The 14,811-nt window shown below is 64.9% G+C and carries 14 protein-coding genes; 11 read left to right on the forward strand and 3 right to left on the reverse strand.

Going from position 1 to position 14,811, the window contains the following annotated elements; translation table 11 throughout:
• Positions 1–149: 149 nt before the first annotated feature.
• Positions 150–449: a DUF4193 domain-containing protein gene (locus M1E17_RS08835; protein ID WP_457966787.1), complete on the forward strand. Its 300-nt coding sequence runs from the start codon at positions 150–152 to the stop codon at positions 447–449.
• A gap of 48 nt (positions 450–497) precedes the next feature.
• Here the strand turns inward: M1E17_RS08835 and M1E17_RS08840 are convergent, their stop codons facing one another.
• Entirely contained in the window at positions 498–986 is a 489-nt protein-coding gene (locus tag M1E17_RS08840) for a DUF3093 domain-containing protein (protein ID WP_457966788.1), read from the reverse strand.
• 96 nt (positions 987–1,082) lie between these two features.
• Here M1E17_RS08840 and dut point away from each other — a divergent pair, with 96 nt between their 5' ends.
• From dut to M1E17_RS08860, 4 genes are all read left to right on the forward strand, one after another.
• Complete coding sequence (dut, locus tag M1E17_RS08845) at positions 1,083–1,673, forward strand: dUTP diphosphatase (protein WP_457966789.1); 591 nt, start codon at positions 1,083–1,085, stop codon at positions 1,671–1,673.
• Positions 1,674–1,786: 113 nt separating this feature from the next.
• Positions 1,787–2,512, forward strand: a complete 726-nt coding sequence (locus M1E17_RS08850; RefSeq protein ID WP_457966790.1) for a DUF3710 domain-containing protein — start codon at positions 1,787–1,789, stop codon at positions 2,510–2,512.
• A gap of 76 nt (positions 2,513–2,588) precedes the next feature.
• Entirely contained in the window at positions 2,589–2,867 is a 279-nt protein-coding gene (locus M1E17_RS08855; protein WP_457966791.1) for a hypothetical protein, read from the forward strand.
• Positions 2,864–3,619 carry a DUF3159 domain-containing protein gene (locus M1E17_RS08860; RefSeq protein WP_457966792.1) on the forward strand — a complete coding sequence of 252 codons (756 nt, stop codon included), beginning with the start codon at positions 2,864–2,866 and terminating at the stop codon, positions 3,617–3,619. The genes M1E17_RS08855 and M1E17_RS08860 overlap by 4 nt, the downstream gene beginning before the upstream one ends.
• Here the strand turns inward: M1E17_RS08860 and M1E17_RS08865 are convergent.
• Both M1E17_RS08865 and M1E17_RS08870 read right to left on the reverse strand, forming a co-directional pair.
• On the reverse strand, positions 3,586–4,359 hold the full coding sequence (locus tag M1E17_RS08865; RefSeq protein WP_457966793.1) for a potassium channel family protein: 774 nt from the start codon (positions 4,357–4,359) through the stop codon (positions 3,586–3,588). The genes M1E17_RS08860 and M1E17_RS08865 overlap by 34 nt on opposite strands.
• Positions 4,356–5,030: a potassium channel family protein gene (locus M1E17_RS08870; RefSeq protein WP_457966794.1), complete on the reverse strand. Its 675-nt coding sequence runs from the start codon at positions 5,028–5,030 to the stop codon at positions 4,356–4,358. Before M1E17_RS08870 ends, M1E17_RS08865 begins: the two co-directional genes overlap by 4 nt.
• Before the next feature lie 130 nt (positions 5,031–5,160).
• Between M1E17_RS08870 and M1E17_RS08875 the strand changes: the two genes are divergently transcribed.
• The 6 genes from M1E17_RS08875 to M1E17_RS08900 all read left to right on the forward strand — a co-directional run bounded on the left by M1E17_RS08875 (position 5,161) and on the right by M1E17_RS08900 (position 14,811).
• A complete protein-coding gene (locus tag M1E17_RS08875; protein ID WP_457966795.1) occupies positions 5,161–7,116 on the forward strand; it encodes an APC family permease in 1,956 nt (651 codons plus the stop codon).
• Positions 7,113–8,564 carry a class I SAM-dependent RNA methyltransferase gene (locus tag M1E17_RS08880; protein WP_457966796.1) on the forward strand — a complete coding sequence of 484 codons (1,452 nt, stop codon included), beginning with the start codon at positions 7,113–7,115 and terminating at the stop codon, positions 8,562–8,564. Before M1E17_RS08875 ends, M1E17_RS08880 begins: the two co-directional genes overlap by 4 nt.
• Before the next feature lie 165 nt (positions 8,565–8,729).
• Positions 8,730–11,540 (forward strand): aconitate hydratase, encoded by a 2,811-nt coding sequence (locus tag M1E17_RS08885; RefSeq protein ID WP_457966797.1) that lies wholly within the window; start codon positions 8,730–8,732, stop codon positions 11,538–11,540.
• Between the two features lie 126 nt (positions 11,541–11,666).
• Positions 11,667–13,640: a 1-deoxy-D-xylulose-5-phosphate synthase gene (gene dxs, locus M1E17_RS08890; RefSeq protein WP_457966798.1), complete on the forward strand. Its 1,974-nt coding sequence runs from the start codon at positions 11,667–11,669 to the stop codon at positions 13,638–13,640.
• Positions 13,637–14,254, forward strand: coding sequence for a DUF402 domain-containing protein (locus M1E17_RS08895; RefSeq protein ID WP_457966799.1), 618 nt, complete (start codon positions 13,637–13,639; stop codon positions 14,252–14,254). Before dxs ends, M1E17_RS08895 begins: the two co-directional genes overlap by 4 nt.
• Entirely contained in the window at positions 14,251–14,811 is a 561-nt protein-coding gene (locus M1E17_RS08900; RefSeq protein ID WP_457966800.1) for a hypothetical protein, read from the forward strand. The genes M1E17_RS08895 and M1E17_RS08900 overlap by 4 nt, the downstream gene beginning before the upstream one ends.

Raw genomic sequence — 14,811 nt, forward strand, 5'->3', positions numbered from 1 at the left:
GTTCCGGGCGGGCGCCGTTCAAGGCCAAGGGTGCTGGATTTTGCCCCCGCATTAGGGAAAGATGTGCCGCACGCGGGGCACAAACGCCAGGTGTCCGGCGTTATCAAGGGTGTTACATCCTGAAGCGGATTGGGAGCGAGGTGAGGCGAATGGCCACCGACTATGACGCGCCGCGGAAGTCCGAAGAAGACCTCAATGAGGATTCACTGGAGGAATTGAAGACCCGAAGGTCGGACAAGCCCGCTGCAGTGGTGGAAGAGGATGAAAGTGAACTTGCCGCCGGCTACGAGCTCCCGGGAGCAGACCTCTCCGGCGAGGAACTCCTTGTCCAGATAGTCCCGCCCCAGGCGGACGAATTCACCTGCTCGTCATGCTTCCTGGTCAGGCACCGTTCCCAAATAGCCCTGGAAAAAGACGGCCGCCTTTATTGCAAGGAGTGCGAAGGCTGACGGCCTCCTGCCGGTCACAGCTGAAGGCCCTGACGGCGCGGGGTGGTCTCAGGTGTTCTGCAGGGCCGCTGTCAGTTCTTCGGGCCGCCGCGTGGAGGTCAGCCAGTACGGCGTCCGGTCCGATGCGTCGGTTATCTCAATCCTGACCACGGGGTCGATCCAGCCGCGGATGCACAGGTAGGCAAGCCCGTTCAGCCGGGTCCCGCGTTCCGCGGTGGCCTCCTTGCCGCGGTACGGCTGTACCTCGCCGACAAACCTGCGCTCGATCGTGGCGCGGCCCACCGTGAGGGACGTCCCGGTGACAATAATGGCGGGAGTCCACAACACCAGCAGGACGGCCATGATGCCAAAAAGCACCGCCGCCGCCGTGTAGCCGGCACCCATGCTGATGGGCGCAAAAACCAGGATCCCGGCGCCGGCAATACCCGCTGCAATGACCCAGACCCAGATGGTGGGCCACAGCCGCTCCTTGAAAATTACCGCAGTACCGGCGGAAGGCGTGTTGGGAACAGGGGGGGTGGAGCTTGATTCGGGCATGCCTCCAGCTTTCCATCTTTGGGTGGCTATTTCACCTTGGGCGGGGAGGCCAACATTCCGGGCCGGATTTGCTGCCGGGCGTTAGAGTGAGTGACTGTGACTGATGAACTTGCCACTGTAGATTCCGCCCGTGACGAGACGCTGCCCGGCGCTGCACCAGATGGCGCAGCAGAAGCTGCGCCTGGCGCGGCCATTGGCGCCGCCACTGGTGCAGCCGCACCGTACGGTGCGCCAACGCTGCAGGTACAGCTGAAAATGCTGGATGCCTGGCTGGAGGCCCCGTCCTACGCCCACCCTGGTGACGCCGGGGCAGACCTGCGTGCCCGCGAAGACGTTGTACTGCAGCCGGGGGACCGGAAACTGGTCCCCACCGGAGTGGCCATTGCCCTGCCGGAAGGCTACGTGGCACTGATCCACCCCCGGTCGGGCCTTGCCACCAAACACGGGCTGACCATCGTTAACGCGCCCGGGACGGTGGACGCCGGGTACCGCGGTGAAATCTCGGTGACATTACTGAATACCGACAGGCACCAGGCCATTGAGCTGCGGCGCGGCGATAGAATTGCACAGATGGTGATCCAGCGGGTTGAGTATGCGCAATTCATCCCAGTCAACGAATTGAGCGGCTCGGTACGCGGTGCGGGCGGATTCGGTTCCACCGGCGGATTCACACAGCCCACCACCTGACGTCCCGCCCCGGCAGGCGGCCGGGCGGCAGGGCTGCATTACGGCATCAAGACTTTTGACGGCGCGACCCCCGGGCCGGCCAGGCATATTCATAACTAAGGAGACGACCCCCCATGGTTTTTGGGCTCGGCAGGAAAGCCAAGAAGGATCAGGAAGCCGAACTGGACGATTCCCTGGCCACCACGGACGCGGCAGATTCGGAAGGTGCGGCCAACACCAAGGCACCGCGGGCCGCCGGGCCGTTTGACGTCTCCGAGATCTCCAGCCGTGACGGTTACGTGGACCTCGGTGCCCTGCTCATCACCCCCAGCGAAGGCCTGCAGTTGAGGCTGGAAGTTGAGGAAGCCACGCAGCGGGTAGTGGCGGTCACCATGGACCTGAACGGTTCAAGCCTGCAGCTCCAGGCCTTCGCGGCACCCAAGTCCGAGGGACTGTGGGACGAGATCCGGGAGCAGATTGGCCAGTCGGTGGGCAGCCAGGGCGGCCAGGTTGAAGAGGTCCCGGGCGAGTTCGGCCCTGAGCTGATTGCCAAGCTCCCCGCCGGTGCCGCAGACGGAAGCCAGGGATACCGCGTGGCGCGTTTTGTGGGGGTGGATGGCCCGCGGTGGTTCCTGCGCGGGGTACTGGGTGGCGCGGCAGCGTTGGACCGCGAAGCCGCGGCGCCGCTTGAGGCCCTGTTCCGCAAGATCGTGGTGATCCGCGGCGACAGCCCCATGCCGCCGCGCGACCTGCTGCAGCTTCGCCTGCCGAAGGACGCCGCACCGGCACCAACACCGGCACCGGCTGCGCCAGAGCTCCAGGAGCCCGAGCGCGGTCCGGAGATAACGCAGATTGGCTGATCTCTCCGTGGATGAGCCGGCGTCGTCCCTTGGTCCTGGGATACCTGTCAGCAGTCTCCCCGCAAAAGGACGTGTCGTGTGCCACGGCCAGGTTGAATCCGTCACCTTTATGCCGGCGGACCAGACGGCAGCCTATACGGCGATAGTTTCAGACGTTGAACGTGAGCGGTCCGGTTTACGGACGGCGTCCGGGCAACGCGGCCGCCTCCGCGTGGTGTGGCTGGGACGGCGGCGCGTGCCAGGCATCGACGCCGGCACCGAAGTCCGGCTTGAAGGCATGGTCACACAGAGCCAGGGCCTGCCCACCATGTTCAATCCACGCTACGAGATACTGTCCAGCCAGGAGAATGAATGAGCTCGTCCCAGCAGCCGGAGCCGTCCCCGGGATCACCCCGCCCCGAGCCTGATCCTTCCACCATGGCCGGACTTGCCGAAGGCTACGCGGCCAAAGCCGGACTCCACCGGACCCATGACGGCCGTATCGATGTCCTGCGCAGCGCCGGCGGCGTCCAGGGAATCGCGGAAAGCATCCTTCCGGGCCTGGTTTTCCTCATTGCGTTCACCGTCACCCGGGACCTGACACCGTCACTGGTGGCCGCCCTGGCCTCGGCGGCCGTGTTTACGGTGGTGCGCCTGGTGCAGCGGCGTCCGCTGACCCAGGCGCTGGCCGGGGTTGTGGGCGTCGGAATCTCGGCGTGGCTGGCAAACACCACCGGAAAAGCCGAGGATTTCTACCTTCCCGGCTTCATCACCAACGCCTCCTACATCCTCGCCATGGTCATTTCGATCCTCATCAAATGGCCCGTGGCCGGGCTGCTGTTTGGCTTCATCCGCAATGAAGGCATCGAGTGGCGGAAGGACCCCGCCCGGCTGAAGGCGTACCGCCTTGGCACCTGGATCATCATCACGGTGCTGGTGCTCCGGCTGGTGGTCCAGGTTCCGCTGTATCTGATGGGCGAGGACGGGCTGGCAGGGCTGGCCACCACACGCCTCATCATGGGTGCCCCGCTGTACATCCTTGGCGTCTGGATCGCGTGGCTGATCACCCGGCCGGTTCCCGCGGCGGAACCAACTCAGCCGTCGAAGCCGTCGCCCTCCGCCACCTGAGCCTCTACCGGCTGGGCGGCCGGGTTAGCGCCAGGCTGCCCCGCCCCGGCTAACGACTCCGCAGGCTCCACCGGCTCCACCGACTCCGGCGAGAGCAGGGCACGGAGCTCATCCTCGGCAGCAATCGTGGTGACAAAAAAGAGTTCGTCGCCGCCGTCGATCACGTCATCCCGGCTGGGCGTGATGGGGGCGTGGTCCCGCAGGATCGCCACCAGCGTCGAGTCTTCGGGCCAGCGGATTTCTCCCACGGTCAGGCCAATGGCATGCGAATCATGGGGGACCGTGAACTCAACCAGGGAAGAGACACCTGTCTGGAGCGTGAGCAGCCTGACCAGGTCGCCGATCTCCACGGCTTCTTCCACCAGGGCGGTCATCAACTGCGGCGTATTGACGGCCACGTCAACGCCCCACGAATCGTTGAACATCCAGTCGTTCTTGGGGTTGTTGACCCGGCCCACAGTACGGCCCACGCCGAATTCCGTCTTGGCCAGGAGGGAGACCACCAGGTTCACCTTGTCGTCGCCGGTGGCCGAAACCACGACGTCGGCGTCTTCCACCTTCGCGCCCTGCAGCGTGCTCAGTTCGCAGGCGTCGCCTACCAGCCAGTGCGCGCCGCGGAGTCCGCTGCGGCCAATGACCTCCGGCTTGAGGTCTATCAGCAGGATTTCATGTTTGTGGGCCAGCAACTCCCTGGCAATCGACGAACCGACACTGCCGGCGCCTACGATGACTACTTTCACTTCGGTTCCTTCGCGGGGGCTTTGGCCAGGATATGCGCAACCTGGGCACTGCGGTCCACCTGCAGCATGGCGTGCAGGGTGTCGCCGTCCTGGTAGGCAGTGCCGGAGTCGGGGAGCAGGCCCTCGCCGAAACGCGTGAGGTAGGCCACGCGGACATCCGCGGCTTTCTCGATTGCGGTGACCCGGTGTCCCACCCAGCCGGGGTCGAGATCAAGTTCGGCCAGCACCAGGCGGCCGGAGGGCTCGCGGAAATCGCCGGCGAGATGCTGCTCCGGAAGGATGCGCCGCAGGACCTGGTCCGCGCTCCAGCGGACCGCGGCCACGGTGGGGATGCCCAGGCGCTGGTAGATCTCGGCCCGGCCGGGATCGTAGATCCTGGCCACAACGTGCGGGACGTGGAATGTCTCCCGGGCAACGCGGGTAGCCAGGATGTTGGAGTTGTCGCCGCTGGACACCGCGGCGAAAGCATAGGCGTCGGCCACTCCGGCCTGCTTGAGGGTGTCCCGGTCAAAGCCGACGCCGGTGACCTTGCGCCCCGTGAAGCCCTGGCGCAGCCTGCGGAAAGCGCGGTCGTCCTGATCGATGATCGCCACGGAGTGGCCGGCATCCTCGAGCGTATGCGCTAGCGTCGCCCCCACACGGCCACATCCCATGATCACGAAATGCGCCACCCGTATCTCCTCAATTTCCGTACCTGTTGCTGCTGCTAGAACTCTACCGGCATGGCGCTGGTTACAGCGGCCCGGGGGCCGTCATGACATAGCCCCTGAATCAGACTAGCTTTGTGTGGTGCTGACAATAATGAAACGGGTTCTGGTGGGCAGGCCCTTCAGGAATGACAGGCTGGCCCATACCCTGCTTCCCAAGCGGATCGCGCTTCCGGTTTTCGCCTCCGACGCGCTGTCCTCCGTAGCCTACGCACCGGATGAAATCCTGCTGACCCTGGCACTGGCCGGCGTGAGTGCGGTGGCCTTTTCACCGTGGGTTGGCCTCGCGGTCATGGTGGTGCTGCTGACGGTGGTGGCGTCCTACCGGCAGAACGTGCACGCCTACCCGTCCGGCGGAGGCGACTACGAGATCGCCAACGTGAACCTCGGAAAGCATGCCGGCCTGACGGTGGCGTCGGCGCTCCTGGTGGACTACGTCCTGACGGTGGCGGTTTCCATGTCGTCCGCAGCGACCTACCTGACCACCGCCATCCCTGACCTGCACGGGCAGCAGGCGCTCATCGCCACTATCGGCGTGGCCATCCTCGCCCTGGTCAACCTCCGCGGCGTTAAGGAAGCCGGCACAGTTTTTGCCGTCCCCACCTACATTTTTATGGCCTCGATCCTGGGGATGACCGCTGTGGGAATCTTCCAGGCCTCCACCGGCCAGCTGGGCGAGGCGCCGTCAGCCGCTTTCAGCATCGTGCCGGCTCCGGGATTCGACGAAGGGCTGGTGGGCCTGGCCGGCGCCTTCCTCCTGCTGAGGGCGTTCTCCTCCGGGGCCGCTGCCCTCACCGGGGTTGAAGCCATCAGTAACGGTGTGCCCAACTTCAAGGAGCCCAAAAGCAAGAATGCTGCCACCACACTGCTGCTGCTGGGCGTCATCGGGGCGTCGATGCTGGCCGGGATCATGTACCTGGCCAGCGCCACCAAGGTCCACATCGTGCTGGATCCGGCCCGGGAGTTCCTGCTCAACGGCATTCCGTTGCCCCCCGATTACATCCAGACCCCCGCCATCAGCCAGATCGCGCAGACCATCTTCGGCCCCGGTTCCATTCCCTTTTACATTGTGGTGGCAGCCACCGGCGTGATCCTGGTGTTTGCGGCCAATACCGCCTTCAACGGCTTTCCCGTCCTGGGCTCCATCCTGGCCCAGGACGGTTACCTTCCCCGGCAGCTGCGGACCAGGGGAGACCGGCTGGCCTTCAGCAACGGTGTATTGGCGCTGGCGGCCGGAGCCCTGGTGCTGATCCTTGCCTTCAACGCAGATGTCACCAGGCTCATCCAGCTGTACATTGTGGGCGTCTTTATTTCCTTCACCGCAAGCCAGCTGGGCATGATCAGGCACTGGGGACGGCAGCTCAAGCTCGCCAAGGACACAACAGTCCGGCTGCGGATGGTGAAGTCGCGCACCATCAACACCATCGGTTTCGGCATGACGGCGCTGGTCCTGGTCATCGTCCTGGTCACCAAATTCGAGCAGGGCGCCTGGATCGCCCTGCTGGCGATGTTCGTGCTCTACCTGATCATGTGGAGCATCCGGGCCCACTATGACAATGTGGCCAAGGAACTGGCCGTGGACGAGGATTCCTCGCCGCGGGCCCTTCCGTCCCGGGTGCATGCCGTGATTCTGGTGTCCCACGTGCGCAAGCCCGTGCTCCGGGCGCTGGCCTACGCCCGCGCCTCCCGGCCCTCGCGGCTGGATGCCGTTACCGTGGACATCAACGCCGAAGAGACGGCACGCACTGTTGCTGATTGGGAAAAGCTCGAGATTCCTGTGCCGCTGACCGTGCTGGCGAGCCCGTACCGGGAGACCGTCACCCCCATCATGGAGTACGTCAAGAACATGCGGCGCGATTCCCCGCGTGACCTGATCGTGGTGTACATCCCCGAGTACGTGGTGGGCAAATGGTGGGAGCAGCTGGTCCACAACCAGACTGCGCTGCGCATCAAGACCCGCCTGCATTTTGAACCTGGCGTGATGGTGGCCAGCGTTCCGTGGCAGTTGAAATCGTCCGAAGAAGCCAAGAACCTGCAGGATATCCAATGAACACCAAGACCCAGACCGCTTCGCATTCAGCCAATTCCCATCCAGCCGCCTCCCATCCAGCCCCTGACGCGCTGACGGAGCTGGTGCTCGACGTCGGCCCCGTGGCCCACGGCGGGCACTGCGTGGCACGCCACGAAGGCAGGGTGATTTTTGTCCGCCACGGCATCCCCGGCGAGAAGGTCCGGGCCCGGGTGACGGAAGCGGGGGAGACGGCCAAGTTCTGGCGTGCCGACGTGGTGGAGGTCCTGGACGCCTCACCGGACCGGGTGGAGCACTTTTGGCACCTCGCTGACGCCCGGCGCGCGTGGGCAGCCGGGCACCCGCCCGTCGGCGGAGCTGAATTCGGCCACATCACGCTGTCCCGCCAGCGGGCCCTCAAGTCCGCAGTGCTGGCCGAACAGCTCAAGCGGCTCGCCGGCGTCGAACTTCCTCCGGCGGATGTCCCCGGCCACGAGAATGCCGAGAACAGCGGCACGCCGGTGGAGGCCGTGGGCAGCCGGTCAGGCGAAAACTCAACGCCCGACGCCGGCGCCGGCCTTGAGTGGCGGACCCGGGCCAGTTTTTCCGTCACCCCCGGCGGGAAACTGGGCATGCACGCCCACCGCTCCGACCAGATCATCCCCGTGCGGGGAATGCCGCTCGCCGTCGACGGCATTAACCGGCTGCGCCTGTGGGACATCGACCTGCAGGGCATCGACCGGGTGGAGGTGGCAGCACCGGCTAACGGATCACGGCCCCTGGTGCTGCTCTCCCCGGCGCCGGGCACCAAACCCAAGCGGCTCAGCGCCATCGTCGCCCAGCTCCCCGACGACGTTTCCGTGGCCAGCTTCGACCCTCTGAAGGACGAGGTCAGGCAACTGCGGGGCCGGACATGGGTGCAGGAGACCGCCGCAGGGCACGACTACCGCATCACGGGGGCCGGCTTCTGGCAGATTCACCGCGACGCGCCCGAAGCACTTGTGGGGGCCGTCACAGAATTCCTCCACGGCGGGGGCTTCCTGGAGCCAGGCTCAGTGGTGGCGGATCTGTACGCCGGGGCCGGCCTGTTCACCGCACCCCTGGCGGACGCGGTGGGGGAGACGGGCTCCGTTCTCTCAATCGAAGGCGCAGCGGGAACCAGCCGGGACGCGCGCAAAAACCTGCACAACGCGCCGCAGGTGGAGATTGTTCAGGGGAGGGTTGAGCGCGTCCTCCGCCAGAAACCGCGGGAATTTGACGCCGTGCTGCTGGATCCGCCCCGGGCAGGTGCCGGAAAAGCAGTGGTCAGCCAGCTGATCGCCGCCGGACCGCGTGCCATCGCCTATGTGTCCTGCGACCCCGCATCCTTTGCGCGTGATCTGGGTTACTTCCAGCAGGGGGGATGGTCCCTTGCCGGGCTGCGGGCGTTCGATCTGTACCCGCACACCCACCACCTGGAGACTGTGGCATTGCTGACACCAGCCCGCTGACGCCGCAGCTATTTGCACTAGTATGGCGGTAGTAATCCCACGTCGCGCTCCGTACTCACGGCTGGACAACCTGCAATTTTCCGGGCCTGCACTAATTAGGCCTGCCTAACTAGCAAGCGGTCTACCGCGCGACAAAGATGAAACTGTTGCGAGAGGAGTCCTGCGATGAGCACTGTGGACAGCTTCGGTTCAAAAGGCAAACTTAATGTAGCCGGAACCGAATACGAAATTTTCCGGTTGAACTCCGTTGAAGGTGCAGAAAACCTTCCGTTCAGCCTCAAGGTATTGCTTGAAAACCTGTTGAGGACCGAGGACGGCGCGAACATCACTGCCGATCACGTCCGCGCCTTGGCGGGATGGGACCCCAACGCCCAGCCCGATACAGAAATCCAGTTCACGCCGGCGCGGGTGATCATGCAGGACTTCACCGGTGTTCCCTGCGTGGTTGACCTGGCGACGATGCGTGAAGCAGTCAAGGAACTCGGCGGTGACCCCAAGCGGGTCAACCCGCTGGCTCCGGCGGAAATGGTCATTGACCACTCCGTGCAGATTGACGCCTTCGGCAACTCCGGCGCGCTGGAGCGCAACATGGAGATCGAATACCAGCGCAACGGCGAGCGTTACCAGTTCCTGCGCTGGGGCCAGACCGCGTTCGACGACTTCAAGGTAGTTCCGCCGGGAACCGGCATCGTGCACCAGGTGAACATTGAATACCTGGCACGCACAGTGATGACCCGTGAAGTTGATGGCGCTCTCCGTGCTTACCCGGACACCTGCGTTGGCACCGACTCGCACACCACCATGGTCAACGGCCTGGGTGTCCTGGGCTGGGGCGTTGGCGGCATCGAAGCCGAGGCAGCCATGCTGGGACAGCCCGTCTCCATGCTGATCCCGCGCGTCGTGGGCTTCAAGCTGACCGGGTCCATCCCGGCCGGCGCCACCGCCACCGACGTTGTGCTGACCATCACCGAGCAGCTGCGCAAGCACGGTGTGGTGGGCAAATTCGTGGAATTCTACGGCGAAGGTGTTGCCGCGGTGCCGCTGGCCAACCGCGCCACCATCGGAAACATGAGCCCGGAGTTCGGCTCCACCGCCGCAATGTTCCCGATTGACGACGTCACATTGGACTACCTGCGCCTCACCGGCCGCTCGGACGAAAACGTGGCACTCGTGGAGTCCTACGCCAAGGAACAGGGCCTCTGGCACGATCCTTCCCGCGAGATCAAGTTCTCCGAGTACCTCGAGCTGGACCTGTCCACGGTTGTTCCCTCCATCTCCGGCCCCAAGCGTCCCCAGGACCGCATTGAGCTGACGGATGCCAAGGAGCAGTTCCGCAAGGACATCCACAACTACGTCGCCATCGAAGACGGCAGCGTGGACGAGTCCCTGGACGAATCGTTTCCCGCCTCCGACGCCCCGTCCTTCACCCACCCTGACTCGCACACCACCGAGACCAGCCGCGTTGTCTCGGCTGCCAACGGTGCCCAGGGGCGTCCGTCCAGCCCGGTCCACGTCGTGACCGAAGACGGCCGCGAGTTCGAGCTGGACCACGGTGCGGTGTCGATCGCCTCGATCACCTCCTGCACCAACACGTCCAACCCCTCCGTGATGCTTGCCGCCGCACTTCTGGCGCGCAACGCCGTCGACAAGGGCCTGACGTCCAAGCCGTGGGTCAAGACCTCCGTCGCCCCGGGTTCCAAGGTTGTCACCGACTACTACGAGAAGTCCGGCCTGACGCCGTACCTGGAGAAGCTCGGCTTCTACATCGTGGGCTACGGCTGCGCCACCTGCATCGGCAACTCCGGCCCGCTGGACGCCGAGATCTCCGAGGCCATCCAGGCCAACGACCTCTCCGTCACCGCAGTGCTTTCCGGTAACCGCAACTTCGAAGGCCGGATCAACCCGGACGTCAAGATGAACTACCTGGCCTCCCCGCCGCTGGTCATCGCGTACGCCCTGGCCGGTTCCATGGACTTCGACTTCGACACCGACTCCCTAGGCAAGGATGAAGCCGGCAACGACGTCTTCCTGAAGGACATCTGGCCCAACCCCGTGGAGGTCCAGCAGGTCATCGATTCCTCGATCGACAAGGACATGTTCGCCCGCGGCTACGAGGGCGTCTTCGATGGCGACGACCGCTGGAAGGCGCTCGACACGCCCGCCGGTGACACGTTCGCCTGGGATCCGAACTCCACTTACGTCCGGAAGCCCCCGTACTTCGAGGGCATGAAGGCGCAGCCGGAACCCGTACAGGACATCTCCGGTGCACGCGTACTGCTCAAGCTGGGCGATTCGGTCACCACCGACCACATCTCCCCGGCCGGTTCCTTCAAGTCGGACACCCCTGCCGGCCAGTACCTCCTGGCCAACGGTGTGGAGCGCAAGGACTTCAACTCCTACGGCTCGCGCCGTGGCAACCACGAGGTCATGATCCGCGGCACGTTCGCCAACATCCGCATCAAGAACCAGATCCTGGACGGCGTCGAAGGTGGCTTCACCCGCGACTTCAGCCAGGAAGGCGGACCGCAGGCCTACGTCTACGACGCCGCGCAGAACTACCAGGCAGCCGGCACTCCGCTGGTGGTCCTGGCAGGCAAGGAGTACGGCTCCGGTTCCTCCCGTGACTGGGCAGCCAAGGGCACGGCGCTGCTGGGCGTCAAGGCAGTCATCGCCGAAAGCTACGAGCGCATCCACCGCTCCAACCTGATCGGCATGGGCGTCCTGCCCCTGCAGTACCCGGCCGGAGAAAGCGCAGCAACCCTGGGCCTGACTGGCACCGAGGTCTTTGCGGTGGAAGGCGTCACCGGGCTGAACGAGGGCTTCACGCCCAAGACCCTCAAGGTCACGGCCACCGCTGAAGACGGCTCCGTCAAGTCGTTCGACGCTGTGCTGCGCATCGACACCCCGGGCGAGGCGGACTACTACCGCAACGGCGGGATCCTGCAGTACGTCCTGCGCCAGATTTCCGCCAACTAGCGGATTCTGAACCTGCAGCACCCTTTCGAAGCCCCGGCCGGTCACCGACCAGCCGGGGCTTCGGCTTTGCATTTCAGCCGAGGCGTTAGAGTTAATAGGCACGTCTACCACCCGAAGGAGGGGTCATTGGGAATCTTGGACACCATCCGGAATCCGCAGGACCTGAACGAGTTGTCCCCCCAGCAGCTGGAGGAACTGGCCGCTGAGATCAGGACTTTCCTGATCACCAACGTCTCCCAGACAGGCGGACACCTCGGCCCCAACCTCGGCGTTGTGGAGCTTACCCTCGCCGTGCACCGCATCTTTGACTCGCCGCACGACAGCCTGGTGTTCGACACCGGCCACCAGTCCTATGTGCACAAGCTCCTCACCGGCCGCCAGGATTTCAGCACCCTGCGCCAACAGGGCGGCATGTCCGGGTACCCGTCCCGCGCCGAGTCCGAACATGACATCCTGGAAAGTTCGCACGCCTCCTCGTCGCTGTCCTGGGCCGACGGCATCTCCCGGGCCCGCCAGCTCACCGGCGAGGGTGACCGCTTTGTTGTTGCCGTCGTCGGGGACGGTGCGCTGACCGGCGGGATGGCATGGGAAGCCATCAACAACATCGCTGCCGACAAGCGCCGCCGGGTGGTCATTGTGGTCAACGACAACGGACGCTCGTACGCGCCAACGGTGGGCGGATTCGCTGACTACCTCGCGTCCCTCCGTCCCACCATCGACTCCTTCCGCGCCGCGCCGGCCTACGAAGGCGTCATGGACTGGTGGAAGCGGAAGCTTCAAAGCGGCGGGCCCGTCGGCCAGTTCACGTACAAGAGCCTGCATGCCATGAAAAAGGGCATCAAGGACTGGTGGGCGCCGCAGGGAATGTTCGAAGACCTCGGCATGAAGTACATCGGCCCGGTGGACGGCCACAACCTCCAGGCCATGGAGCACGCGCTGGCCACCGCCAAGCACTATGCCGGCCCAGTGATTGTGCACGCCATGACCGAAAAGGGGCACGGCTACGCACCGGCCCGCGCCCACGAAGCGGACCAGTTCCACGCGGTGGGAATCATCGACCCGGAAACAGGGGAAGCCACCGGTGTCGCCGGTGCACAATCCTGGACCTCGGTGTTCGCCGACGAGATCGCCGCGATTGCCGATGAACGCCAGGACATTGTTGGCATCACGGGCGCCATGCTGATCCCGGTGGGGCTCCACAAGTTCGCGGCGAAGCACCCGGAGCGGGTGTTCGACGTCGGCATTGCCGAACAGCACGCTCTCACCTCCGCTGCGGGCATGGCCTTTGGCGGGCTCCACCCGGTGGTGGCCGTGTACGCCACCTTCCTGAACCGCGCCTTTGACCAGCTCCTGATGGATGTGGCTCTGCACAAGGCGGGCGTCACTATTGTTTTGGACCGGGCCGGTGTGACAGGGCCTGACGGCGCCAGCCACCACGGCATGTGGGACATGTCCATGGTCCAGATCGTCCCCGGACTGCACCTCGCCGCCCCCCGCGATGCGTCCCGCCTGCGGGAGGAACTCCGCGAGGCAGTCGCCATCAGCGGCGCGCCCAGCGTGGTGCGCTACTCCAAGGGGACAGTGGGAGCCGAAGTGGAAGCCATTGAACGGCTCAACGACGGCGTGGATGTCCTCGCCCGCAGGCCGTCGGGCTCCACCGAGAACGACGTCCTGATTGTCAGCGTTGGCGCCATGTCTGAACTCGCGCTGGACGTTTCCAACAGGCTTGGTGCCCAGGGAATCAGCACCACAGTGGTGGATCCGCGCTGGGTGCTGCCCGTGCGGCGTTCCATCATTGCGTTGGCCTCCCGCCACCGGCTGGTGATCTGCATCGAGGACGGCGTCCGTGCCGGGGGTGTGGGCTCGCGCATCCGCCAGGAAATGCGGGCAGCAGGAGTGGACACCGCCCTGAACGAAGTTGGGCTGCCCGCCGAGTTCCTTGACCACGGCACCCGCAGCCAGGTGCTGGAGCGCGCGGGCCTGACGGCCCAGCAGATCACGCACGACGTCGTGGCCCAGGTCCTGGGGACCAAGGTTCCCTTCGCGCGTCCCCTGCCCGGCCAGGAACACCCCACTACCGGCAGCCTGCCGATCCTGTGAGGGAAGAGGACAGGCTTAAATATCCGGCCGCTTCCGGGGGCCGGGAGACTGAGCAGCATCACCGCACCACCCGTGTGCCTTCAGGTCTTGAACCCGGGCAGTTGGTGGTGGCGCGGAACAGGAAATGGAATGGCAAAGCCCACTGGGTGGTGCCGGGACGCTACCTGGGCGAGGACAGTTTCGGTTGGTGGATCTTCCAGGGGACCAACGAATTCTGCTCGCGGCCGGGGGCTGCCTTCTACGCGGAGTCCGATGCCGTCCTGCTCATTCCGCGCTCAGGCGACTGGGTGGCCACCTTCTACGATGACGCCCACCCGAACGGTGTCCGCGTGTACGTTGACCTGGCCGTTGCCCATGAGTGGGACACCATCCGCCCCGGGGTGACCGAGTTTCATGTGATCGACATGGACCTGGACGTGGTCCGCACGGCTGACCGCGGGGTCTACATCGACGACGAAGACGAATTTGCCGAGCACCGCCTCGCAATGAATTACCCGGCCCATCTGGTGGAATCCCTCCAGGCGGCCACCGACGAGCTCTATCAGGCCGTCAAGGCACAGCAGGCACCCTTCGACGGCACCGACGTCGAGTGGTTCACGAAGGGACGCGCATGAGCGGAATTATCAGGGTCTACAAACGCGACGACGAGGGAGTCCTGCACTTCCGGGAGGGCTGGTTCGACGAGGACTACAGCCAGTTCGTCATGAACTACGGCGTGGTGGGCCACCAGAGCAAGACCGAGGAGACGGACGTTGCCGACGCCGAAGCGGCGGAGGGCCTGATGGCTGCGTTCGCCGCACAGTGCGCCGAGGACGGCTACGCCGAGATTCCCGACGACGAGCAGTCCTGGGTGGTGGCCCAGTTCGCGCTGAAAACCAAGGACGGCACCGACCGGGACCGGTACCTTGAGGAAAAAGCGAAGGATGCCCTCATTAGCCATCTGGCCTGGCGCGGCCTGGGGACCGTGGAGCGCTCCGAATTCAGCGACTACAAGCTGAACATCTTCTGCCTCTGCCCGGACGTGAACAAGGCAGTCAACGCCATCAAAGTCTGTAGCCGCGGCGAGGACCTGGACTTCACCAAGCTCAGCATCGGTGCCGCGCCCTACAACGAGCCGGACAACTTCAAGCTCAAGCATTCGGCGAAGCCCGCCAACAGCTTCAGCCTCTAG

The sequence above is a fragment of the Arthrobacter sp. D1-29 genome (genome assembly GCF_054130585.1).

Excerpts from the sequence above, each read along its gene's own strand:
- M1E17_RS08835 (WP_457966787.1), top strand. The coding sequence starts at position 150 with ATGGCCACCGACTATGACGCGCCGCGGAAGTCCGAAGAAGACCTCAAT.
- M1E17_RS08840 (WP_457966788.1), bottom strand. The coding sequence starts at position 986 with ATGCCCGAATCAAGCTCCACCCCCCCTGTTCCCAACACGCCTTCCGCC.
- M1E17_RS08850 (WP_457966790.1), top strand. The coding sequence starts at position 1,787 with ATGGTTTTTGGGCTCGGCAGGAAAGCCAAGAAGGATCAGGAAGCCGAA.
- M1E17_RS08860 (WP_457966792.1), top strand. The coding sequence starts at position 2,864 with ATGAGCTCGTCCCAGCAGCCGGAGCCGTCCCCGGGATCACCCCGCCCC.
- M1E17_RS08875 (WP_457966795.1), top strand. The coding sequence starts at position 5,161 with ATGAAACGGGTTCTGGTGGGCAGGCCCTTCAGGAATGACAGGCTGGCC.
- M1E17_RS08880 (WP_457966796.1), top strand. The coding sequence starts at position 7,113 with ATGAACACCAAGACCCAGACCGCTTCGCATTCAGCCAATTCCCATCCA.
- M1E17_RS08885 (WP_457966797.1), top strand. The coding sequence starts at position 8,730 with ATGAGCACTGTGGACAGCTTCGGTTCAAAAGGCAAACTTAATGTAGCC.
- M1E17_RS08900 (WP_457966800.1), top strand. The coding sequence starts at position 14,251 with ATGAGCGGAATTATCAGGGTCTACAAACGCGACGACGAGGGAGTCCTG.